At 59.3% G+C, this 22,721-nt stretch carries 22 protein-coding genes; 12 read left to right on the top strand and 10 right to left on the bottom strand.

The window, feature by feature from the left end; genetic code table 11:
- Window position 1: 1 nt before the first annotated feature.
- Window positions 2-961 carry a sulfate adenylyltransferase subunit CysD gene (cysD, locus tag ACWPM9_RS15730; protein ID WP_428185543.1) on the bottom strand — a complete coding sequence of 320 codons (960 nt, stop codon included), beginning with the start codon at window positions 959-961 and terminating at the stop codon, window positions 2-4.
- A gap of 36 nt (window positions 962-997) precedes the next feature.
- Window positions 998-1,747, bottom strand: a complete 750-nt coding sequence (locus ACWPM9_RS15725) for a phosphoadenylyl-sulfate reductase (protein WP_484755747.1) — start codon at window positions 1,745-1,747, stop codon at window positions 998-1,000.
- A gap of 274 nt (window positions 1,748-2,021) precedes the next feature.
- Here ACWPM9_RS15725 and ACWPM9_RS15720 point away from each other — a divergent pair, with 274 nt between their 5' ends.
- The gene (locus ACWPM9_RS15720) at window positions 2,022-3,323 is read left to right on the top strand and encodes a phosphatidylglycerol lysyltransferase domain-containing protein (RefSeq protein WP_484755746.1); all 1,302 of its coding nucleotides are present in this window, start codon (window positions 2,022-2,024) and stop codon (window positions 3,321-3,323) included.
- Window positions 3,320-4,705 (top strand): virulence factor family protein, encoded by a 1,386-nt coding sequence (locus ACWPM9_RS15715; protein WP_484755745.1) that lies wholly within the window; start codon window positions 3,320-3,322, stop codon window positions 4,703-4,705. The genes ACWPM9_RS15720 and ACWPM9_RS15715 overlap by 4 nt, the downstream gene beginning before the upstream one ends.
- Before the next feature lie 6 nt (window positions 4,706-4,711).
- Here ACWPM9_RS15715 and ACWPM9_RS15710 read toward each other — a convergent pair whose 3' ends face one another.
- On the bottom strand, window positions 4,712-6,100 hold the full coding sequence (locus ACWPM9_RS15710) for a chloride channel protein (protein ID WP_428185539.1): 1,389 nt from the start codon (window positions 6,098-6,100) through the stop codon (window positions 4,712-4,714).
- Window positions 6,101-6,125: 25 nt separating this feature from the next.
- On the opposite strand from ACWPM9_RS15710, the gene ACWPM9_RS15705 reads away from it, so the two are divergent.
- Genes ACWPM9_RS15705 through ACWPM9_RS15695 form a run of 3 tightly spaced genes read left to right on the top strand, consistent with a single transcriptional unit; the run spans window position 6,126 to window position 6,897 of the window.
- Window positions 6,126-6,311: a hypothetical protein gene (locus ACWPM9_RS15705; RefSeq protein ID WP_484755744.1), complete on the top strand. Its 186-nt coding sequence runs from the start codon at window positions 6,126-6,128 to the stop codon at window positions 6,309-6,311.
- Between the two features lie 11 nt (window positions 6,312-6,322).
- Window positions 6,323-6,538: a ribbon-helix-helix domain-containing protein gene (locus ACWPM9_RS15700; protein ID WP_484755743.1), complete on the top strand. Its 216-nt coding sequence runs from the start codon at window positions 6,323-6,325 to the stop codon at window positions 6,536-6,538.
- The gene (locus tag ACWPM9_RS15695; RefSeq protein ID WP_484755742.1) at window positions 6,532-6,897 is read left to right on the top strand and encodes a PIN domain-containing protein; all 366 of its coding nucleotides are present in this window, start codon (window positions 6,532-6,534) and stop codon (window positions 6,895-6,897) included. The genes ACWPM9_RS15700 and ACWPM9_RS15695 overlap by 7 nt, the downstream gene beginning before the upstream one ends.
- 56 nt (window positions 6,898-6,953) lie before the next feature.
- Here ACWPM9_RS15695 and betA read toward each other — a convergent pair whose 3' ends face one another.
- On the bottom strand, window positions 6,954-8,606 hold the full coding sequence (betA, locus tag ACWPM9_RS15690; protein WP_484755741.1) for a choline dehydrogenase: 1,653 nt from the start codon (window positions 8,604-8,606) through the stop codon (window positions 6,954-6,956).
- Window positions 8,607-8,623: 17 nt separating this feature from the next.
- On the opposite strand from betA, the gene ACWPM9_RS15685 reads away from it, so the two are divergent.
- Window positions 8,624-8,905 carry a type II toxin-antitoxin system RelE family toxin gene (locus tag ACWPM9_RS15685; protein ID WP_484755740.1) on the top strand — a complete coding sequence of 94 codons (282 nt, stop codon included), beginning with the start codon at window positions 8,624-8,626 and terminating at the stop codon, window positions 8,903-8,905.
- Between the two features lie 3 nt (window positions 8,906-8,908).
- Window positions 8,909-9,271 carry a helix-turn-helix domain-containing protein gene (locus ACWPM9_RS15680; RefSeq protein ID WP_484755739.1) on the top strand — a complete coding sequence of 121 codons (363 nt, stop codon included), beginning with the start codon at window positions 8,909-8,911 and terminating at the stop codon, window positions 9,269-9,271.
- 8 nt (window positions 9,272-9,279) lie between these two features.
- Here ACWPM9_RS15680 and betB read toward each other — a convergent pair whose 3' ends face one another.
- The 4 genes from betB to ACWPM9_RS15660 all read right to left on the bottom strand — a co-directional run bounded on the left by betB (window position 9,280) and on the right by ACWPM9_RS15660 (window position 13,909).
- Window positions 9,280-10,743: a betaine-aldehyde dehydrogenase gene (gene betB / locus ACWPM9_RS15675; protein ID WP_484755738.1), complete on the bottom strand. Its 1,464-nt coding sequence runs from the start codon at window positions 10,741-10,743 to the stop codon at window positions 9,280-9,282.
- 2 nt (window positions 10,744-10,745) lie between these two features.
- Entirely contained in the window at window positions 10,746-12,275 is a 1,530-nt protein-coding gene (gene betC / locus ACWPM9_RS15670; RefSeq protein ID WP_484757666.1) for a choline-sulfatase, read from the bottom strand.
- Entirely contained in the window at window positions 12,266-12,865 is a 600-nt protein-coding gene (betI, locus tag ACWPM9_RS15665; RefSeq protein WP_428185532.1) for a transcriptional regulator BetI, read from the bottom strand. Before betI (ACWPM9_RS15665) ends, betC begins: the two co-directional genes overlap by 10 nt.
- A gap of 204 nt (window positions 12,866-13,069) precedes the next feature.
- Window positions 13,070-13,909 (bottom strand): alkaline phosphatase family protein, encoded by an 840-nt coding sequence (locus ACWPM9_RS15660; protein ID WP_484755737.1) that lies wholly within the window; start codon window positions 13,907-13,909, stop codon window positions 13,070-13,072.
- A gap of 214 nt (window positions 13,910-14,123) precedes the next feature.
- Between ACWPM9_RS15660 and ACWPM9_RS15655 the strand changes: the two genes are divergently transcribed.
- The 3 genes from ACWPM9_RS15655 to ACWPM9_RS15645 all read left to right on the top strand — a co-directional run bounded on the left by ACWPM9_RS15655 (window position 14,124) and on the right by ACWPM9_RS15645 (window position 19,100).
- On the top strand, window positions 14,124-15,935 hold the full coding sequence (locus tag ACWPM9_RS15655) for a bifunctional diguanylate cyclase/phosphodiesterase (RefSeq protein ID WP_484755736.1): 1,812 nt from the start codon (window positions 14,124-14,126) through the stop codon (window positions 15,933-15,935).
- A gap of 87 nt (window positions 15,936-16,022) precedes the next feature.
- Window positions 16,023-17,024 carry an NAD(P)H-quinone oxidoreductase gene (locus ACWPM9_RS15650; RefSeq protein WP_484755735.1) on the top strand — a complete coding sequence of 334 codons (1,002 nt, stop codon included), beginning with the start codon at window positions 16,023-16,025 and terminating at the stop codon, window positions 17,022-17,024.
- Window positions 17,025-17,186: 162 nt separating this feature from the next.
- Complete coding sequence (locus tag ACWPM9_RS15645; protein WP_484755734.1) at window positions 17,187-19,100, top strand: O-linked N-acetylglucosamine transferase, SPINDLY family protein; 1,914 nt, start codon at window positions 17,187-17,189, stop codon at window positions 19,098-19,100.
- A gap of 290 nt (window positions 19,101-19,390) precedes the next feature.
- On the opposite strand, the gene ACWPM9_RS15640 is transcribed toward ACWPM9_RS15645, so the two are convergent.
- Together ACWPM9_RS15640 and betI (ACWPM9_RS15635) are read right to left on the bottom strand one after the other, a co-directional pair.
- Window positions 19,391-20,125, bottom strand: a complete 735-nt coding sequence (locus ACWPM9_RS15640; RefSeq protein WP_484755733.1) for a DUF3750 domain-containing protein — start codon at window positions 20,123-20,125, stop codon at window positions 19,391-19,393.
- A gap of 109 nt (window positions 20,126-20,234) precedes the next feature.
- Window positions 20,235-20,837 carry a choline-binding transcriptional repressor BetI gene (gene betI / locus ACWPM9_RS15635; RefSeq protein ID WP_484755732.1) on the bottom strand — a complete coding sequence of 201 codons (603 nt, stop codon included), beginning with the start codon at window positions 20,835-20,837 and terminating at the stop codon, window positions 20,235-20,237.
- Between the two features lie 106 nt (window positions 20,838-20,943).
- Between betI (ACWPM9_RS15635) and choX the strand changes: the two genes are divergently transcribed.
- Window positions 20,944-21,876, top strand: coding sequence for a choline ABC transporter substrate-binding protein (choX, locus tag ACWPM9_RS15630; protein ID WP_484755731.1), 933 nt, complete (start codon window positions 20,944-20,946; stop codon window positions 21,874-21,876).
- The gene (locus tag ACWPM9_RS15625) at window positions 21,876-22,694 is read left to right on the top strand and encodes an alpha/beta fold hydrolase (RefSeq protein ID WP_484757665.1); all 819 of its coding nucleotides are present in this window, start codon (window positions 21,876-21,878) and stop codon (window positions 22,692-22,694) included. Before choX ends, ACWPM9_RS15625 begins: the two co-directional genes overlap by 1 nt.
- The last annotated feature ends 27 nt before the right edge of the window (window positions 22,695-22,721 follow it).

Raw genomic sequence — 22,721 nt, 5'->3', positions numbered from 1 at the left:
CTCAGAAATATCCTTCGCGTTTTTTCTTTTCCATCGAGCCGGACTGGTCGCGGTCGATCGCGCGGCCCTGGCGTTCCGACACCGTGGCAATTTCCAGCTCGGAAATCACTTCCTGCAGGGTCGTGGCAGTGGAACGGATCGCGCCCGTCAGCGGCCAGCAGCCGAGGGTACGAAAGCGGATCATGCCTTCCTGGATCTGTTCATCGGGCAGAGCCTCGAAGCGTGGATCTTCCGCCCAGACCAGCATGCCGTCGCGCTCCACATATTGGCGTTTCTTGGCATAATAGAGCGGCACCAGCGGAATGTTTTCCGCCTCGATGTAGCGCCAGATATCGACCTCGGTCCAGTTCGACAGCGGGAAGGCGCGCACGCTTTCGCCCTGACGGATCATGCCGTTATAGATGTTCCAGAGTTCCGGGCGCTGGTTGCGCGGGTCCCAGCGATGATCGGGCGTGCGGAAGGAATAGATGCGTTCCTTGGCGCGACTTGCCTCTTCATCACGCCGTGCACCGCCAAAGGCTGCATCATATTTGCCGGCATCCAGGGCCTGCCGAAGCGCCTCGGTTTTCATGATGTCGGTATAGAGCGATGACCCATGGCTGAACGGCGTGATACCCTCGGCCTCGCCGCGCGGGTTCTTGTGTTCGATCAGGTCCAGATCGTAGCGCTTGGCGATCTCGTCGCGAAAGCCGATCATTTCCGGAAACTTCCAGCCGGTGTTCACATGCAAAAGCGGGAAGGGCACGCGACCGGGATAAAAGGCCTTGCGCGCCAGATGCAGCAGAACGGAGGAGTCCTTGCCAATGGAATAGAGCATCACCGGCTTGTCGAACTCGGCAGCCACCTCGCGAAAGATATGGATCGCCTCGTTTTCCAGCGCCTTCAGATGCGGATCGAGCGGCGGCTTGGTCGGGGCGTCTTTCGAATGTGGATCGAATTCGGAATGATGCAGGGTGTCCATGAACTGAATTCCAGTCTTGTGGCCGAACGGCCTGTCTCAGAGTGAGCTTGAATTGGGTGAGGATGCAGCGGCTTCCGGCACATGCAGGCCGCATTCGCGTTTCTCGTCGTTTTCCCACCACCAGCGGCCAGCCCGTTCAGGCTCGCCGGGCTTGATGGCGCGGGTGCAGGGTTCGCATCCGATCGAGGGATAGCCGCGCTTGTGCAGCGGATTGGTCGGCACGGCCTGCTCTTCGACATAGGCATTGATATCGTCGATGGACCAGTCGGCCAGCGGGTTCACCTTGATGAGATTGCGCTCGCTGTCATATTCGGCGAACGGCGTGTTGGCGCGGTTGCCGGACTGCGAGCGGCGCAAGCCCGTGACCCAGACCGAGGCACCGTCCAGAGCCTTGGAAAGCGGCACGATCTTGCGCACATGACAGCAGGCGTGACGCGCTTCGACGCTTTCGTAAAAACCGTTGAGGCCGTATTTGGCGGCATATGTATCGATGTCGTCCTGCGTGGGGCGGTAGCGCTCGATCTCGATACCGAAGCGGTCTTCGGTCTCATTCATCAGCGCCAGAGTTTCGGCAAAGAGGCGACCCGTTTCCAGCGTGGAGACGGTTATGGGCAAGCGGTCGAGGCCGATGGCCGCCGTGATCACCTGGTCTTCGATGCCAAGCGAGGTGGTAAAGACGGCCCGTCCGCCGAGATTGGCAACAAGCGCCAGTCGACCGGCAAGATCGAGGGCTGCCAGTTGTTCATCAAGCGCTGCTGCTGTTTGTTCTCGGCTGTGCAATGTCATTGGATCATCCTGCGTCCATCGTCAGCGGATTATCCCAGCAGCGCGGACAAACGGACAGAAATAGCCGTTCAGATTCGCTCAAACGCTGAGCAAATCTGTCTCGCATTGCCGCATGACGGGAAAAACACGCCCCGAATGACAGCAATCGCGAATATGTTCGCTAGCTAATTTTATTTTAGCAGATGCTTTAAAAAAGAATTCACATCCTGATGTCAAAACCACCCGACGGCACGCTTTGGCGTGCAGGCTGAGTTGCGTTCTTATTGAGGCTTTGATGGTGGCGTTGACGTCCAAACAACAACAATCGGATGGTCTTTCATCCGGCACGGCAGAGATCGTGGGCACTGGTCATGCAAGGCGGCGGCGTCAAGCCGCAAAAGTCGGAGGCGCACTCGTGGCGCTATCGAGTGCGACGGCACTCGGTGCCGAGTTTATTCTCAATGACGGGATTATGGCCGCGACGTCGCGGTTCATCTCTGCCCGTCTGCTGCCGCAATCCACGGGCGGTGTCGGATTGGCCGTCGTCGCCGGCGCCGTTGCCGGCCGGAAACTCGTGCGCTTGCCGCGCCGGCGCGAATTGCCGCCAAGCGAAGACGAGATTGCGCGCGCCGTGGAAATCTTGGGCCGCCAGACAAATGCCGCCGCAGGCCTGGTCCGGTTGGGTGACAAGACCGTGTTGTTTTCCGATTGCGGCAACGCCTTCATCATGTATGCCCGCCGCGGTCGCTCCATGGTATCGCTGTTTGATCCGGTGGGAGACCAGTCTGCATGGCAGGCGCTCACGCGAAAATTCATCGCCCATGCCAGAAAGTCGGGTTGTCGCCCGGTCTTTTATCAGGTCTCGCCCGACTTCATGCCGGTGGCCGCCGATATGGGGCTGAAGACCTACAAGCTCGGCGAACAGGCTGTGGTCGATTTGTCCACCTTCACATTGGCCGGCGGCGACTGGCTGAAACTGCGCCGCTCCATCAATCGCGCAGAACGCGACGGCCTGGAGTTCGAAATGCTGGCAGCGGAAGCTGTGCCCGCAGTGCTGGATGAACTGTCCGAAGTCTCCGATAGCTGGCTTGCCGCGCACAATGCCGGCGAGAAGGGCTTTTCCCTTGGCACCTTCAAGCGCAACTATGTGCAGTCCGGTCCGGTGGCTGTCATTCGCCACGAAGGAGTGATCATTGCCTTTGCCAATATTCTGACGGCCGTAAGCGGCGGAGATGCCTTCATCGATCTCATGCGCAATCGTCCCGGCATCCATCGCGGTGCCATGGATCTCTTATTCGTGCGCATCATGCTGCATCTGCAGGCTCAAGGCTTTCGCAGTCTCAACATGGGCATGGCACCGCTTGCCGGGCTGGATGTGCACGGCAAACGCCCTCTGTGGAACCATATCGGCAATCGCATCTTCGAAAATGGCGAGCGCTTTTATAATTTCCGTGGCGTCCAGGCCTTCAAATCCAAATTCGACCCCGCATGGAAGCCACGCTACCTGGCGGTCGCCGGCAGCGCATTTCCAATGGCGGCGCTGCTTGACGTCACCCTCCTGATCGGAGGTGGTCTGCGGGGTGTCCTGAGGCGATGAAAAAAGTCCTGGTCGCAGTCTCCTCGGCTTGGCTCCTGATGGCGCCAATGGTTTTCGCCGAAACGTCCGCAACGTCCGAAACGCTGACGGCGACCAGCCTGCCGCTCGACCGCATTTATTATCCGCGCGATCAGGCCCGCGCCGTTGTGGTCCTGTTGTCGGGCGAGGAGGGCTGGTCAACGGCAGAGACTTCGATAGCCGGCATGCTTGCCGATAAGGGGGTCGTGACCGTGGGTGTCGATCTTCCGGCCTACTATCGCGCATTGGCTCTGGAAGAGAGATCGTGCCTCTATCTGGTCTCCGATATCGAGCGCATCTCCAAGCAACTGCATCGCCTGGCCGCTATCGAAACCTATCGCCCACCTGTCGTGGCGGGGATGGGAGAAGGCGCAACACTGGCGCTGGCCATAGCGGCGCAGACCCCTGTCTCCACCATATCGGCCACCATCGCTGTCGATCCAGGCAGTGTCGTTCCGTTGGAAAAACCGCTCTGCACCCCGGCACCCAAAACGCCGTCAAGCAATGGGATCGCCTATGGGCTGACCAAAGGGCTGCTCCCTGATCCCGTCACCATCGCGCTGACGCATGCTGCCAGCGCAGTTGGCCGTCGCCATGCCGCACGGCTTCAAGCCAGCCATCCGGATGTGGCGGTGGTTCAGGCTGAGGGTCGCCCTGCAGCAGTTCTGGCCGATGCTCTGAATGCTGTATCCGCGAGCCTTGCGGGTGCCAATGTCGCGCTCGACCTGCCGCTCGTCGAGCTTCCGGCAGACGCCGGCCACGACGTCTTTGCCATCATCTATTCCGGAGACGGCGGCTGGCGCGATATCGACCGCAAGCTTGGCTTCTTCCTGCAACAGGCCGGTGTTCCGGTCGTCGGCGTCGATAGTCTGCGCTATTTCTGGAGCGAGAAAACACCGCAACAGACGGCGACCGATCTGACCGCCATCATCAAGGCCTATCGCAAGCGCTACGGCGTATCGCAAGTCGCCCTGGTCGGCTATTCCTTCGGTGCCGACATACTGCCCGCCGCATTCGCAAAACTGGAAGAGGATATCAGAGACGATGTGAAACTCGTTTCCCTTCTGGCCTTGTCGCGCAGTGCCGACTTCGAGATCGCCGTCACCGGCTGGCTCGGTATGTCCGGCGAGGGGAAGTATGGCGATCCGGTCGATGATCTGGTGAAGGCCATGCCGGCGGGAAAATTGCAATGCGTCTACGGCGTTGCCGAGACCGAAAGCGGGTGCCTGGCGCTCGGGACGCTTGAACGACAAGGTGGCGAAATCATCCAGCGACCGGGCGGTCACCACTTCGACGGCAAATACGAACTGATTGCCGACCACATTCTGGACAGACTGCGCCAGCGTGTGGCCTCTAATCCCTGAGAGGATCTAGCGCTCCGGTTGGGCGTCGGGCTTGGTCGCTGCTTCGGTGTCGTCACCGTCCACCTTGGCCATCGCGCGCTGCATGCGGATGCCCTCGGCAATCCAGGCGCGGGAAAGACCGTGATAGAGCGGTTCCGGCGCAAACATGCGCGAGGTCAGATAACCGAGCATGGAGGCCGCCATCAGCGCAATCACGCCTTCATGGCTATCGGTCATTTCCAGAATGATCACGAATGCCGTCATGGGCGCCTGAACGACGCCTGCGAAATATCCGGCCATCCCAAGCACGGCAGCAAGGCCGATGGAGACACCGAGCATCTGCCCGACCGTGCTGCCGAAGCCGGCACCGACAGAAAGCGATGGTGCGAAAATACCGCCGGGAATACCGGATGCCATGGACAGGAAAGTCGCCGCGAATTTTTCCAGGAAATAGCTAAACGGCAGGGCATCGCCTTCAATGGCGCTGCGGGCCTGCTCATAGCCGGTTCCGAATGTGCTGCCATGACCGATGACGCCGATGACAGCGACGGCCAGGCCACAGGCAGCAGCAAGGCCGACCATACGCTTGATCGGATCGGGCTGCGCCCAGCGGCGGATGCGCCGCGATGCGCTGAGCGATCCGGCCGAAAACAGGGCACCCAGTCCGCCGCCACCGATGCCGCAGATGATCACCGCTGCCCATTCCGCGGGTTTCACCACTGTGATGCTGGCAGAGCCGAAATAGGTATAGCTTCCAACGAGACCAAGCGCCGACAGACCCGACAGGATCACAGCGGTCAGCACCAGACCGTTCGCGCGCGATTGATAGGTTCGGCTCATCTCCTCGATGGCGAAGACGATACCGGCAAGCGGCGTGTTGAAGGCCGCTGAAATACCGGCCGCTGAACCGGCAAGGATCAACCCTTGCGCCTGCGCCATGCCGCCAATGCGCCCGGCAATCATCATGATCGATGCACCCACCTGAACCGTCGGACCTTCACGGCCGATAGAGGCACCGCAAAACAGGGCAACGATGGTCAGCATGATCTTGCCAACCGCAACCCTCAGCGACAGCAGTCTCGACCGTTCGCTGTCGCGCCGCAGATGGCGGGCGGCAATCGCCTGTGGAATGCCGGAGCCCTGTGACGCCGGGAAAAGGGTAAAGGCAAGCCAGGAACAGAATGCAAAACCGACAGGTGTCAGGATCAGCGGCAGCAGATAGGTGGATTCTCCACTGTCGAGCAAACCGTGAAACAGGTTCTGCGCGACGTCGGCCATGTGGGCGAAGACGACACTGATCACGCCAATGGCGAGGGCACCGGCCCAGAAAACGGCGCGAGGCTTCCAGACCCGCCAGGAGCCCCACATCACCCGGGACCGGCGCAGCATCTTCAGCTTCTTGTAACTCGTGGGCATGGTGTGGCGTCTTTACGCAAACAAAATGAAATTGACCGTCAGGCCGGGCGGACTGACGCAATCCAATCGTGAAGAAAGGAAGTTAAGAACCCTTATCCTCCTCGTGGTTTTTCATTGCAACCCGCTGGCAAAAATTCTTGTCGATGAACAGGAACCAACCGATGAATTGAGATATGCGGCAACCTTGACATCATGCCTCGTCATCGGATGACGGAGAATGAGATGCGGACAATTGTGGATATTGGCGAGGATGACCTGAGCGCCCTGGATCAACTCGCCAAGCGGGAGCGTTTGTCGCGCGCAGCTCTGGTTCGCCAGGCGGTCGCCGATCTTCTGGCGCGCAAGCGGCAACTGGATGCAGCCGACGCATTCCGCCTTTGGAGAAGCGAGCCTGTAGATGGGCTGAAATATCGGCAGCAATTCCGGTCTGAATGGTGAAGGCGTTATTCGACACCAATATCCTGATTGACTACCTCAACGGTCGGGATGAGGCGCGGGTTGAACTGGCGCGCTATGACGCAAAAGCCATTAGTGTGATCACCTGGGTGGACGTTATGGTTGGGGCCGCTCCTGCCGTCTCCGAACGCACACGAGACTACCTGTCGGACTTCGACATCATTGCCATCGACCAGTCAGTCGCTGAGCAAGCAGTCAAAATCCGGAAAGCCGAAAAAATAAGGTTACCCGACGCCATTATCTGGGCGAGCGCCGAGGTCGACAATCTCATTCTGGTCACGCGCAACCGCAAGGATTTCAGGGAAACTCACCCCGGTATCCGAATTCCCTACAGGCTTTGATGCATGCGCAAGGGCGCGGTCGCACGCATCAAGCAAGCAAGGGCAATCAGCGCCGCCTACCGGTCGCTCGTCTCCCACCGTGGATTGATCCAGGGCTCCTGGTTCGAGCGGGGCAGCGGTGCACGTCCCAGAATATGATCGGAGGCTTTTTCGCCGGTCATGATCGACGGGCCGTTGAGATTGCCATAGGGGATATCCGGGAAGATCGAACTGTCGGCAACCCGAAGACCGTCGACGCCGATCACCCGGCATTCCGGATCGACCACCGCCATCGGATCGTCTTTTGCCCCCATTTTGCAGGTGCCCGAGGGATGGTAGGCGCTCTCCAGATGCTCGCGCAGGAAGGCGTCGATCTGCTCGTCGCTTTGGACGTCTTCGCCCGGCTGGATCTCGGGTCCGCGGAAATCGTCGAACGCCTTTTGACCGAACAGTTCGCGGGTGAGCCGCACGCAGTGGCGGAACTTCACCCAGTCTTCCTCGTGGCTCATATAGTTGAAGCGGATCACCGGATCGGCCTTCGGATCGGAGGATTTCAGCGTGACATTGCCGCGTGACTTCGAGTGGTTGTAGCCGACGTGAACCTGGAAGCCGTGGCTCTTGGCCGCTGCCTTGCCGTCATAGGAAATGGCGACGGGCAGGAAGTGAAACTGGATGTCCGGCTGCTTGATGCCGGGCGCCGAGCGCACGAAGGCGCAACTTTCGAACTGGTTCGAACCGCCAAGGCCCTTGCCGGAAAACAGCCATTGCGCGCCGGCCACGCCTTGCCAGAACCAGGGCAGCCAGGAATAGAGCGAGACCGGCTTGGTCGACACCTGCTGGAAATAGAATTCAAGGTGATCCATCAGATTGGCGCCCACGCCCGGACGGTCAACCTTTACCTCGACGCCCATGTCCTTCAGATGCGATGCCGGACCGATGCCGGAAAGCATCAGAAGTTTGGGCGAGTTGAACGACGAGGCTGCAACGATCACTTCGCGATTGGCCTTCACCACCTCGATTTTGCCGCCGCGTTCGATCTCGACACCGATGGCGCGGCCGTTCTCGATCACCACCTTGCGGGCAAGGCAGCGCACCAGCTCGACATTGGGCCGCTTCAAGGCGGGCTTCAGATAGGCATTGGCGGCAGACCAGCGGCGTGACTTCCAGATGGTCTGCTCCATCAGGCCAAAGCCTTCTTGCTTTTCACCGTTATAGTCTTCCGTCGTCTCGAACCCGGCCTGCTTGCCGGCCTCGACAAAGGCCTGCACCAGCGGGTTCTTGGCAGGGCCGCGCTGAACATGCAGCGGCCCGTCGGTCCCGCGCCATCCCGGCTGACCGCCATGGGAGTTTTCCATCCGCTTGAAATAGGGCAGCACATCCGCATAGCCCCAGCCCGCAGCGCCATTGTCCTCCCAGCGAGTATAATCTTCCTGCGAACCGCGCACATAGACCATGCCGTTGATCGAGGACGATCCGCCGATCACCTTGCCTCGCGGCGCGGTAATGCGCCGGTTGTTGAGATGCGGTTCCGGCTCGGTCAGATAACCCCAGTTATAGCGCTTCATGCTCATCGGCCAGGCAAGAGCTGCCGGCATCTGGATAAACGGTCCGAAATCCGACCCGCCATATTCCAGCACCATGACCGTGTGCTTGCCGTCTTCGGAAAGACGATAGGCCATGGCCGACCCTGCGGAGCCGGAACCGATGATGATGTAATCTGCCTGGTTCATTGCAAAACCCTCGTCAAATGGACGCAATTATAGCTGTAAGCTATATTTGCGAAATGAAACTTGTGCGCTACACCAAGGCAGCAAGCAAAGCACTGGATCGAATGCAGCCGAAACGGCGTATTGCAATCCGTTTCAAGGTGGATGCTTTTGCCCGCGGTGAGCTCGTCGATGTCAAGAAACTCAAGGGAAGTCAGCTGCTGCGTATCCGGGTCGGCGATGACCGCGTGATCGTTGATGAGCAGGAGGCTTTGGTCATCGTGATCGAAGCCGGTCCAGGCGGCGGCATCTACAAGGAGTGAACCATGGGGCCGTTGCAAAAGACCGTAATCGAGGGGCAGTCCTATGTCCTCGTCCCCGAGGAAGAATATGAAGATCTTCTGGACACTCTGGCCGCTCACCGGACCATGGCGCGGGTGGAGGCAGGTGAAGAAACCTGGCCCGCAGAACTTGTTTATGAGCTGTGGGAGACGGACAGCCGTATCGGTACATTCCGCCGTTATCGCGGAATGAGCGTCTCTGAGCTTGCGCTCGCCGCCCGCATCTCCCAGCCCTATCTCTCGGAAATCGAAAAGGGCAAGAAGACGGGCTCGGTCGACGTCCTCAAGCGCATCGCGAATGCGCTCAAGGTCGATCTCGACGACATCGTGGTCGATATCGGCGACTGACCTCTGCATCAATACGGCGCCTCGCATGGTCCCATGCCGACATAGACCGTTCTCAGTTCCGTATAATGTTCGATCGCGGCGAGCGAGTTTTCGCGCCCGAAGCCTGACTGCTTCGAACCGCCGAACGGCATTTCCACCGGGCACAGGTTATAGGTGTTGATCCACACCGTTCCGGCCTCCAGTTCTGAGACGACGCGGTGTGCGCGGGTCATGTCGGCGGTAAAGACGCCACCGGCCAGGCCGAACTCGGTCGCATTGGCCCGTTCAATCACTTCGGCCTCGTCGTCGAAATCGAGAACGCACATCACCGGACCGAAGATCTCTTCGCGAACGATGGTCATGTCGTCGGTCAAGTCGGCAAACACGGTTGGCTGCACATAATAGCCGTCGCCGGAAACATCGTTGGGAATGCCGCCGCCGGTGACCAGACGACCGCCTTCGGCCTTGCCCTTTTCGATATAGCCGATCACCTTTTCGCGCTGCGACCAGGAAACCAGCGGACCCATCTGGGTCTCTTCCTTCTGCGGGTCGCCGATCAGGATCTTTTCCGAGCGCTCCTTCAGGCGAGCGAGGAACGCTTCCTTGATACCTTTCTGCACGAACACGCGGGTACCGTTGGAGCAGATCTGTCCGGTCGAATAGAAATTGCCGAGCATGGCCCCGGAGATGGCGCTTTCGATATCGGCATCGTCGAAGACGATCATTGCCGACTTTCCGCCCAGCTCCATCGTCACATGCTTCAACTGGCTGGCGGCAGCGCCTGCTACCTTGCGGCCTGTCGGCACCGAGCCCGTCAGCGATACCTTGGCGACATCCTTGTGATTGACCAGCAGCGGGCCGGTATCGCGATCGCCCTGGATCACATTGAACACGCCCTTCGGCAGGCCGGCCTCGATCAGGATTTCGGCGATCTTGAGGGCGCCCAGAGGCGTCACCTCCGATGGCTTGAACACCATGGAGTTACCAGCAACGAGCGCCGGTGCCGCCTTCCAGCAGCAGATCTGCTGGGGGTAGTTCCACGCACCGATGCCGACGCAAACGCCAAGCGGCACGCGTCGTGTATAGGCCCAGTCCTGCCCAAGCGGAATATGCGAACCATTCATCGCAGCCGGTGCGACACCACCGAAGAATTCGAGCGAATCGGCGCCTGAGGTCGGATCGGCGACAATGGTTTCCTGGATCGGCTTGCCGGTATCCAGCGTCTCGAGGTCCGACAGCTCCTTGTTGCGTTCACGCATGATCTCGGAGGCACGGCGAAGGACGCGGCCACGGGCCGTCGGGCTCATGGCGGCCCATTCCTTTTGCGCACGCTTGGCCGAGGCGATCGCCTTTTCGACGATGGCCGGCGTTGCTGCATGAAGTGTCGCGATCACTTCACCGGATGCCGGATAGATGTTCTCGATAACGGTGCCGTTCTTGTCTTCGACATATTCGCCGTCGATGAAATGGGAGCCGGGTGGTTGGGTCTGCATAGTTATTCTCCTCGCGGATAGCGCTTGGATTCTTCCAGGATGTTCAGGTCCATGTGGTTGCGCATGTAGCGCTCCGATGCCTTTTGCAGCGGCTGGTGATCCCAGGGGTAGTAGGACCCGTTTCGAAGGGCCTCATAGACGATCCAGCGCCGCGCCTGGCTTTCGCGCACGGCTGCGTCAAAGTCGTCCATGTCCCAGCGGGCGCGACACTTGGCGTTGAAATAGACCAGCACGGGGGCATGGCGTTCGTCTGTCGCCAGATTGTTCTGCTCCAGCGGATCGGCCTCGAGGTCGAAAAGCTGGTCGGGATCGAGCGCGCAATGAATGTATTTCCACTTGCCCTCGCGGATGGCCACCATGGGCGCATAGGAGCCTTCAGCGGCATATTCCATCAACACCGGCGCGGTGCGCTTTTCACCGTTCATCACGCCCTTGAGGCTCATGCCATCGGTCCAGGGCATGATCTCGTCCATGGAAATACCGGCCAGATCGCAAAGCGTTGGGGTCACATCCAGGTTCGAGGTCGGCACCTGAAACAGGCCCGGCTCAATGCCGGGGCCGGATATCATCAGCGGTACGCGCGCCGAGCCCTCAAAGAAGCTCATCTTGAACCACAAGCCGCGTTCGCCAAGCATATCGCCATGGTCGGAGCAGAACAGGATATAGGTATTGTCCAGCATCCGCGTACGCGTCAGCGTATCGATCAGTTCGCCCACCTTGTCGTCGAGATAGGAGATATTGGCGAAATAGGCGCGACGTGAGTTTTTCACGTCTTCTTCCGTGACATTGAACTTGTCGTAGTCGCAGGAATGGATCAGGCGCTGCGAATGCGGGTCCTGGCTGTCGAACGGGATCTCGCCGATTTCCGGCAGCAGATGTTCGCAGTCTTCATAGAGGTCCCAGTATTTGCGCCGCGCGACATAGGGATCGTGCGGATGGGTAAAGGATGCAGTCAGGCACCAGGGGCGGCGGCCCTGATCGTCGTTTTCGCGGGCCAGATGATAAAGTTTCTGGTTGGCCAGAAACGCCACTTCGTCGTCATATTCCATCTGGTTGGAGATTTCGGCAACGCCTGCACCGGTGACGGAACCGAGATTGTGATACCACCAGTCGATCCGCTCGCCCGGCTTGCGGTAATCCGGTGTCCAGCCGAAATCGGCCGGATAGATATCCGTCGTCAGCCGCTCTTCGAAACCATGAAGCTGGTCAGGGCCGACGAAATGCATCTTGCCCGATAGCGCGGTGTAATAGCCGGCGCGGCGCAGGTGATGGGCAAAGGTCGGGATCGACGACACATATTCGGCAGCGTTGTCGTAAACCTGCGTGCGGCTCGGCAATTGTCCGGCCATGAAGGAGGCACGCGCCGGCGCACACAGCGGCGAAGATGTGTAATTGTTCTTGAAGCGCGCGGAACGGGCGGCCAGCGCCTTCAGGTTCGGCGCATGCAGCCAGTCTACCGGGCCGTCCGGAAAAAGCTTTCCGTTCAGCTGGTCGACCATGATGATCAGAATATTCGGCTTTGTCACGGCAATGGATTCCTGGAAAAGGGAGCGAGTTGGGCATTGATGTAGTCTTCGGTCAGCGCGATCGACGCCTTGATCGAGATCGGTGCCGATTTGAGACTTTGCCTCAGGTAAAGTCCATCGATCATCGCGGCTGCGCCTTCGGCAATTCGGGCCGCGTCATCGGGCGGGCAGAGCATTTTCAGGGCAGACAGGAGGTTGGAGCGAAGGCGCCTTGCATAGATGACGAGCAGCTTGCGGGTTTGTTCCGAACGCTGTGCTTCCGAATAAAAGGCAAGCCAGGCCGAAATCGTCTCTGGCGCGAATTGTTCGGTTGCAAAACTCGCCTTGATCACCGCCGAGATCCGAGCGCGCGGGTCGACCGTCCGCTCCAGTGCGACCACCGCATCGCGCCGCAGACGGCGAAGCAATTCGCGGATGGTCTCGACCAGCAACTGCTCCTTGGAGCCGAAATAGTGATGCGCCAGCGCAGGCGACACGCCCGCCTCCTTGGCGATCTCCGACATGGTCACTGCAAGCGAGCCATGATGGCCGATTGCGCGCAAGGCGGCATCGGTCAGGGCTTTTCGACGAACAGGTTCCATTCCGACTTTGGGCATCGGGTCTCCGGATTTTTTATTGATTGATTAGTCAATTAAAAACACGAAACGGGGTTGAAAGGCAAGTCTTGCAACGGATTTTCCCCGATAGGGAGCAAACCTGCTTGTGCCAGCAGGGGCGTTTTGCTGCCTCAAGACGCCGAGACGCGCGAGATGTGTCGACAGGACATCAACCCGGGCGTCTTTGCCGGTTGTTCTCGTGTCCTAGCGCAGGAACGGCTTTGCCGTCATGCTGCCAGGCAGCGGCACGCCGAGACGCGAAAGCACGGTCGGGGCGAGCTGAAGCTGATCGAGCAGGGTATCCTTGTCCGGCCCTTCGCCACCGCCAAACCAGTAGAAGGCGAAATCCTGCATTTCGTCGTCATGACCGCCATGATGGCCGCGATCTGTCTGGCCATGATCGGCAGTGACGATCACCTCATATCCAGCCCTTCGCCAACGCGGCAGAAAGGCGGCAAGCTGGGCGTCGATGGTAAAACAGGCAGCATCCATCTGGGTGCAATCATGGCCGTAGCGGTGGCCCATACTGTCCAGCGTGCAGGTGTGGAGAATGCCGTAGTCGATGGAAAACCGTTCCGTCAGCATGGTCAGCGTTGCAAACAGGTCGAGATCGCTCGGCGTCATCTGGTTCTGGTGGTTGTAGCCGGCCATGGTGTGGAAGCGGCCATGATGGATCGGCCCGTCCACCTCGTCATATTCGATGTCGCGAACCATGTCGAAGGGCGCACGCTGAAAGAACGTCGACCAGAAGGAATGCGCGACCGCGCCTGACTTGCCGCCAGCCTTGGCAATTTCCGAGAAGATGTCTGGCTGCTCCACACGAAAAACAACGTCATTGGACAAGACGCCGTGCACCTGCGGCGGCACCCCGGTATGGATCGAGGCGTAGCAGGACGCCGAGGTGGATGGCAGCACCGAGCGCATCTTCCACACCCGCGCTTCGCCGGATTGCACCCAGCCTTCCAGATTGCCCATCAGCCTGCGGGCATTCCGCCACGGCTGGCCATCCAGAACGATCAGCAGGAGTTTGTTGTTCAGTGTCATGTCGTCCTCCTCGGGCACGCTCTGCCGATCTCTCCGCAATGGGTAGATGTCGCGCGTTCACAGTCTCTTTCGCTGTATAACCGAATTGATCGGCTGAACAGCACCCCACCAATCGTCACAAAACTTTCATCAGATCGTCATGAACGGGAAAGGATTCCTTGAGGATTAGAAATCAGGATAAGGCCATAAAAAACAAAGATATTTGGAGAGCGAAATGGTTGCGGAAGCGGTTGAAGCGGGTGTATTGCGCCGATTTGCCAGCGACCAGTTATTATCGCTTGCCAAGCTTGTGGTGGAAAACGCTTTTCAGCCCATTGTCGAAGTCGGCACCGGCGATGTCTTCGGATATGAATCGCTGATGCGCGGACAGGATCGCATCGGCTTTGCAAACCCGATCGATCTTCTCGACAGTGCCCAGTCGTCCGGCCAGCTTCTGGCGCTGGAACAGATGGTGGCAAGCCGCGCGCTGGCCAAGTTCATTACCATTCCCGATTACACAAGCTCGACACTCTTTCTCAATCTCGATGTCAGGCTGATCCCGCAAGGGCAGGAGATGATCGAGGTTCTGGCCCAGCATTTGAAGACATCCGGCATCCCGCCCTCATCGATCTGCTTCGAACTCTCCGAGCGTTTCGACAATACCGGTCATCCGGAATTCAACGGGCTCATCGACGCCATGCGCAAGGCCGGCTTCAAGCTGGCCATCGACGATTTCGGCGTCGGTCATGGCGAGATGAAGCTGCTTTGCGACTATCCGATCGACTATGTGAAGATCGACCGCCATTTCATCAGCAATCTCGATTCCAGCCCGCGCAAGCGCCACCTTGTGCGAAACATCGTCAACATCGCCCATGTTCTGGGCGTAAGAGTGATTGCCGAGGGTATCGAGACCGAAGCGGAATTTCTGGTCTGCCGGGAATTCGGGGTCGATCTGGTGCAGGGCTGGTTCATCGCCCGACCGACCACGCATCTCAATGAATTGAAGCCGGCCTTTCCGCATCTGCAGGATCTCGGCAAGGTGCGCCGCTCCAGCCAGTCTCTGGATGAGATCCTGATCCGCAAGGAAATCGAGAACCGCCCGATCGTCTATGAAAATGACAGCATCGACCAGGTCTTCGATCTGTTCCGGCGCAATCCCACCCAGACCTTCTTTCCGGTCCTCAATGCCAATCGCGAGCCGCGCGGCACCATCAGCGAGCATCACCTGAAGGAATATATCTACCATCCCTTCGGCCGCGACCTCCTGAAGAACAAATTATATGAGCGTACCGTCTCGCAATTCGTCGCCCGCGCGCCCATCGTCGGGCTCGATACCAATGCCGAACGGCTCATGTCGATCTTTGCCAATATGGATGGCTCCGACTGCGTGATCCTCACGGAAAACATGCGCTATGCCGGTGTCGTCTCGGCAGGGTCACTGATCCGCGTCATCAACGAAAAGCAGCTGAAGGTGGCGCAGGATCAAAACCCGCTGACCGGCCTTCCGGGCAATCTCGCCATTCGCGACTTCATGCAGGATGTCGTACGCGACGGAGATGAAACCCGCTTTTTCTGCTATTGCGATTTCGACTATTTCAAGCCGTTCAACGATCACTACGGCTTCCATATCGGCGATCACGCCATCACCCTGTTTGCCGCTCTCATGCGACGCTACTTCTTCTCCGAGGGCGATTTTCTGGGCCATGTCGGCGGCGATGATTTCTTCATCGGCGTGCGCGGCTGGACGCAAGAGGAATTGACCGAGATCCTCGACCGGTTGCTCAGCGATTTCCACGACGATGTCACCACGCTTTACGGACACGAAGAACGCCGTAACGGCTTCATTCACGGCAAGGATCGCAACGGTCATGAACGAACCTTCCCGCTGATGCGCTGCTCCATCGCGGTCCTGGCACTGCCGGACGGGCTTGTGATGGACGATGTGAGTCGCGTCAGTGCGGTGATCGCCCGCATCAAGAAAAAGGCCAAGGAAAGTGAAAGTGGTCTCTTCATCGACAGTTTCGCCATGGGCGAAGAAGCGGCGTGATTGACCGTCCGCGTCAATGAGCCTTCTTTTCAAGCGGGGTAACGCACCCTAAGTGTGTGCTGACCTTGCGAACAAAGGAGCCCCCCGATGACGCTTCCCGAAACCATGCGATTTGTAGACCTCAAGGATTTCGGCGCGCCGGATGTCATGCGACTTTCGCAAATGCCTGTGCCGAAACCCGCAGCCGGCCAATTGCTGCTCAAGGTCGAAGCGGCTGGCGTCAACAGGCCGGATGTGGCCCAGCGTCAGGGAACCTATCCCGCACCCAAGGATGCAAGCCCGGTACTTGGCCTCGAAGTTGCAGGTGAGGTGGTGGCCGTCGGCGAGGGCGTGTCCGACTTCAAGCTTGGCGACAAGGTTTGCGCGCTCGCCAATGGCGGCGGCTATGCCGAATATTGTCTGGTGCCAGCCGGTCAGGCCATGGCCTGGCCGAAGGGCTATGATGCGGTGAAGGCCGCAGCCGTGCCCGAAACCTTCTTCACCGTCTGGGCCAATCTGTTCCAGATGGCCGGTCTGACCGATGGCGAAAGCGTGCTCATTCACGGCGGCACATCCGGCATCGGTACGACCGCAATCCAGCTTGCCAGGGCCTTTGGCGCAACGGTCTACGCCACGGCCGGCAGCGACGACAAATGCAAGGCCTGCGTCGATCTCGGCGCCATCAGGGCGATCAACTACAAGACCGAGGATTTCGTCGAGGTCATCAGGGAGCATACCGACAAACGTGGCGTCGATGCCGTGCTCGACATGATCGGGGCTGCCTATTTCGACCGCAATCTCTCCGTCCTTGCCAAGGATGGCTGCCTGTCGATCATCGCCTTTCTCGGCGGTGCGGTGGCGGAAAAGGCCAATCTCGCGCCCATCATGGTCAAGCGGCTGACGGTGACCGGCTCCACCATGCGCCCGCGCACTGCGGAGGAAAAGCGGGCCATCCGCGATGATCTGGTCAAGGAAGTCTGGCCGCTTCTGGAGACAGGCGATGTCGCCCCCGTGATCCACAAGGTTTTTGCCTTCGATCAGGTGATCGAGGCCCATAAGTTGATGGAAACAAGCGAACATATCGGCAAGATTGTTCTGTCCTTCGACTGATATCTCTGTCCCGCTCGCATCTGCTTATCTGCCGATCACGCCAGCCTCGTGCAACGGTCGCTCGATAACCTTCCCCGCGCGAGCAATCTGTACAGCAAGCTGTCGCCGTCCGCGCGGTGTTCGCCAATTGCGCGCAGACGGAGTGTGGAAGGACATGCCAGGATGAACACCGATTTTCAGCGCGCGCTCAAGGAATACAAGGCGGGCCAATTGCCGAAGGCGCTGAAATTTGCGCAGTCGGCTGTGGGCAAGGCCGGGCCGCACGAGAGTGGTGTGCAGGCACTGATCGGCTCCATCCAGTACAAGCTCGGCGAGCGCCTGCCGGCAGCAGACGCCTTTGCCAGGGCTGGCAGCTACGAAGACGACAAGGCCGCCGGTTTCATGAAGCTGGCCGTCACCCTTTTTCACGACGCCCGCCGCTTTGATCGCGTGATTGCCGATGGACCGCGCGCCGTGGCGCTCAACCCAAACGACAGCGATCTGGCTTATCTGGTCGGCAGTGTCTTTTTTGGTAACGGCCTGCGTGGCGACATGTCGCCGATCATCGCGAAGCTCGAGCGCAGCAATGACCGCCACATGGCACTGATCATCAATTACTACCGTTTGTCCGGCCGTCTCGAGGAACTCTATGACGAGCTCAATTCGGCGATTGCGTCAGAGCCCCACAACGCCTTCCTGCATATGTCACGTTACGTGGTGGCGCGCGAAATCTGCGATTTCGCAGCACTGCGCGAGCATGACCGTCAACTGGAAACGCCGGATGCGCCGGTCGTCATGCGCCAGATCGCGGCCGAATCCGCGCTTGGCCGTCTTCTCTGGTGTGGCGATGAGGCCATCAATGCCCGTCCAAGCCAGGATACCCGGACCCACAGTGCGAACCTCGAAAGGCTCAAGCGCGAGCGCCGCGCGATTTCGCCGGCCGGCAGCAAGCTCACCATCGGCTATCTCTCCAACGACTTTTTCGATCACGCCACCATGACGCTGTTTATGGAGGCCATGGCGCAGCACGATCTGGAGAAGTTTGACATCGTGCTTCTGTGTTACGGAGAGCAAAGCGTCGCTCATCATCGGGATGCATGGCCGCAACATCTGCGCCAGGCGGTCGTCACCATCGACCATCTGTCCGATGATGCGGTGGCGGACCTGATTAGCGAACGCGGCATCGATATCCTGGTGGATCTCAAGGGCCATACGCTCGGCGCTCGGCTTGGCATCGTCAACCGCTCGGATGCACCGATCAAGGCAACCTATCTCGGTTTTCCGGGCTCCGTCGCCGGCATCGATCTCGATTACGCCATCACCGATCCGATCGTGACGCCTGACAGCAGCAAGCCCCATTGGGCCGAAAAGCTCTGCCGCTTGCCGGAAAGCTATCAGGCCAATAACTGGAAAACCCGGCCAAAGCCGGAACGTATGAGCCGCAGGCAGGCAGGATTGCCCGACGATGCCTTCGTCTTTGCCTCCTTCAATGCCACCTTCAAGATCACACCGCGCACCTTCGATATGTGGGCCGAGGTGTTGAATGCAGTGCCGGGTTCGGTTTTCTGGGTCATGTGCAACAATCCACTGGCGCGCCGCAACCTGACCGCAGCCTTTGCCGAACAGGGCATTTCGCGCGACCGGATCATCTTTGCCGAACGCGCCCCATATCCCGATCACATCAACCGGCTGCCGCTGGCCGATCTGGCGCTCGATACCATTCCCTGCAATGGCCACACGACCACGTCGGATATGCTGTGGGCGGGTCTTCCGGTCATTACGGTCAAAGGCACGGCCTTTGCCGGTCGCGTGTCGGAAAGTCTGTTGACGGCGCTTGGTGTTCCCGAACTCGTTCTGGATGACGAGAAAGCGCTGGTGGCGGAAGCTGCACGCCTTGCCGCAGACCCGCAGGCACTGGCTGCCATTCGTGCCCGCATGGAGGCTGCACGCTTTACAGCGCCACTGTTCGACAACGAACGTTTTGCCCGTCATCTGGAAACCGCATATGAGATGATGGCCGTCCGGGCGAGGGCCGGCCTCAAGCCCGATCATATCGATGTGCCAGCGCTTCCGGCGCGCACCGATTCCTTCGTGTAAGCGTATGAAAAAAAGCGTGATTAGACTTTAGCAGCAAGGGCTTGCCGGATTCCGTTTTCCAGCCTATCCTTTCCATCAGTATCAACGAAACGAAAGGAAGGTGATCCAATGTCTAATGAGATTTCGGTCCGCATTGCTGACTTGGGAAAGGTACTGGTTTTGACGGGGCAGCCCTCGACCTAACCCGCCTTCCTTCGGGTCATCTCTGATGATCCGGGTCCGCAGATGGGACCAAACTCATGGAAGGGCCGCCTTGGGCGGCCCTTTTCCTGTTTCTGGGCCTGGCTGTCTCAGAAATGGATCGTGCCGAAGGCCGGCACCTTCAGACCCGGGGCTGAAAGATCGATACCGGCCACCAGTCCCAGAAGCTGAAACTCCAGCCCGCTGCGCGCACCTGCCGCGAGACCGATCAAGCCCTTGTAGTTGATGTGAAAATCCCGTCCGTCCGCGCCAAAGCTCAACAGCTGGCCATCGCTCGGATAGTCGCGTCCGACCGCATCCGATGGCAAAACGGCATCGAGCTCCGGCACCGCGTGCAGCACATGCGACACAAAGGTGTTGGAGTTGGGCCCCGGATAGATGTGGTAGCCGCCGGTCATGGCGAAGGGATAATCGGCGATGGCCCGTTCGACCTTGGGAATAAGGGCTTCGGCTCTCTCTCCATGCGCTTGCGTGACGATGACCGGCGCATTCGAATACCAGAATGCATCCGGCGCATAATTGTTGCGGCGGATCGGCGAGCCCCAGCCCACCTTGTCATAGCGTGTATAGCTTGCGCCCTTCGGCTTCACCACCACCCAGGCATGGCTTGCAAAGGCACCCTTGAGCCCGCCGGTCTTGGCAGACAGAATATAGACCGCAGCCTCGTCGTCGGAGGTCGCCTCGGGCAGCAGCCCTGACGACGACCACTTGGCCGCGCGCCAGTTTTCCGGATGCTCCGTTGTCATCCAGATCGCAGCCGACAGAAGGCTTGGCAGCAGGAAGATGACCGAGAACCCGAGAACCAGAATTTTCAAGATGCGCATGGGACCGCCTGAGTGAGGAAAGCGCATGAACTGTGAGGTCGAAAACGGCCAAATTGCGGTGCATGATCCCACAATGATGTGAACGCGGAACCGGCCCGATAAGAGGTCCTCACGCTTTCGGCGCAACAGGCCAGCCGCCGGGCAGGCGATGGGCGAGATAGGAGTGGATCTGATCGAGAGCCACCTGTCTGGTAATCCCGCCACTGTCGAGACCGAGCCTCAGCCACAGCCCGTCAATCAGCGTGGTCAGTGCCAGCACGACCTCTTCGCATTCCGCTTTCGGCAGGAGATGCATGAGCGCGGAGCGAAGATTGGAGCGCATGCGGGCATGGATCACCTTCTGGATACGCGCAAACTGCGGCACGCGCGGCACCTCCGCGCAAAGCGAGAGCCAGGCATGGCAGGTGGCCGGCTGGTAGAACCGCTCCTCGAAATTGCCCTCGATCACGGCGTTCAGCCGTTCCTGCGGTGTCGTTGCAATTTTCAGCCGTGCGGACACAGCGTCGCGCAGCTGCGAATTGGCCTCCCGCATGGCCTGCTCGAACAGTTCCTGCTTGTTGCGGAAATAGTGCAGCACGATCCCCTTGGACGAATTCGTATGGGCAGCCACCTTCTCCAGCGTCGCGCCGGCAATCCCCTCACGCTGTAACACCTCGTAAGCGGCAAGCCTTAGCTCTTGCCGCCTGATCACGCTGATCCTTGTCAATTTCATCGCAGGCTTTCCCATTTGGGCCCCATGTTGACAAATTTACCGGAAAGATCAATTGTTGACCCGTGGGTCAATAAATTATCCGTATGGACAATTGAAGGAGAGCGAGATGCTGAAGCCGTTGGGACTATCGATCATTGCCGTTGCCGCATTCACAGGGCAGGCATTCGCCGCCGAGCCTGAAAGCTGCCGCACCGTGCGCATGGCAGAGCCCGGCTGGAACGATCTCGCCTTCACCACCGGTGTCGGCATGACCCTGCTCAAAAGTCTCGGATATGAGGCAAAGACCAGCCTTCTCGGCGTCGAAGTGATCTACAAGAGCCTTGAGAACAAGGACCTCGATGCCTTTCTCGGCTATTGGGATCCGGCCATGACAATCTATTTCAAGCCTTATCAGGACTCCGGCAATATCGAGAATGTGCGGGTTAACCTGACAGGCGCCAAGTACACTTTCGCTGTGCCGGCTTACGTCTATGAGGCCGGCGTTCACGACTTTTCCGACCTGCATACCTTCGCCGACCAGTTCGATCACAAGATGTACGGCATCGAACCCGGCTCCAACCAGACCATGTTCGATGTGATCGCAGATCCTGATTTCAAGCTCGACGGCTGGAATGTGGTCGAGTCGAGCGAACTCGGCATGCTGTCCGAGGTCAAGCGCAAGATGAAGAACAAGGAGTTCATCGTCTTCCAGGGCTGGGCTCCGCACCCGATGAACCGCTCGATCGACATGCGCTATCTCACCGGCGGCGACAAGTTCTTCGGTCCCGATTACGGTGCCGCCACCGTCTCCACCCAGGTGCGCAAGGGCTATCTGAAGGAATGCCCCAATGTCGGCAAGCTGCTTCAGAACCTCACCTTCGACATCGATTTTGAAAACCGTGGCATGGGCTATCTGATCGATGACGGCATGGAGCCGGAAAAGGCTGCCAAGAAAGCCATCAAGGATGAGCCGCAGCGTCTCGACGCCTGGCTTGAGGGCGTCGAAACTGTAGACGGTCAACCCGGTCTGCCCGCAGTGAAGGCAGCGCTTGGCCTGTGATGCATGCTGTCCATGATGACTGGGCGGCCAGAAAACAGGTGCTTGACCTGACGGATGGCCGCCAGCTGGCTTTTGTCCATGCAGCCGAAGACGGTCCGGCACTGGTGCTCATCCATGGGTATACGGATAGCAGCCGCAGCTATGCCGGCCTGTCCGCCATGCTGCCCGGTTTCAATCTGGTCATTCCGGATCTACCGGGACACGGCGCGTCCTCAGCCAGGCAACAAACAGGCATAACAGGTTATGCCTGTGATATTGAAACACTGATCGATCATCTTGGCCTCGAGCGTCTGATCATCGTCGGTCATTCCATGGGCGGCATGATTGCGACGGAGCTTGCGGCCAAGCTGGGCGATCGTGTCGAAGCCCTCGTCATTCTGGCCAGTTCGTTGACACCGGCCATGCCCGATGATGGCTTCCTGGCCATGGCGATTGACCGCTTTTCCGATCCCATCGATCCGGCCGATCCCTTTTTCGACGACTGGCATGGCTGTGCCCGCCCGGTCGATCCGGCATTCTTGGCGGTCGCACGACGGGAGGCCGCTGCCATGCCGGCCGATGTCTGGCGTCGGATCTTCAAGGGCATGTCGTCGCTCGACCTGAGGAAACTGGCGGGCACAGTGACATGTCCGGTTCTGGCCCTGTCGGGCGCAGACGATCCGCTGTTTGGCCCGGATGAACAGGCAAGGCTCGTTGCCGCCTTTCCCAATGCGCGCGGCAGGACGCTTGCGGGGCAGGGGCACAACCTTCACTGGGAAGATCCGGCACTCGTGGCAAAACTTCTCCGCGACCTGGCAGCGCCCGATCTGCGCGACTGACTATCGCTTTGCGGTTGGCAAAATGCG

The sequence above is a fragment of the Agrobacterium sp. H141 genome, assembly GCF_057158725.1.
Note: the sequence above shows the minus strand (reverse complement) of the source record. Positions and strands in the feature narration are given on the sequence as shown.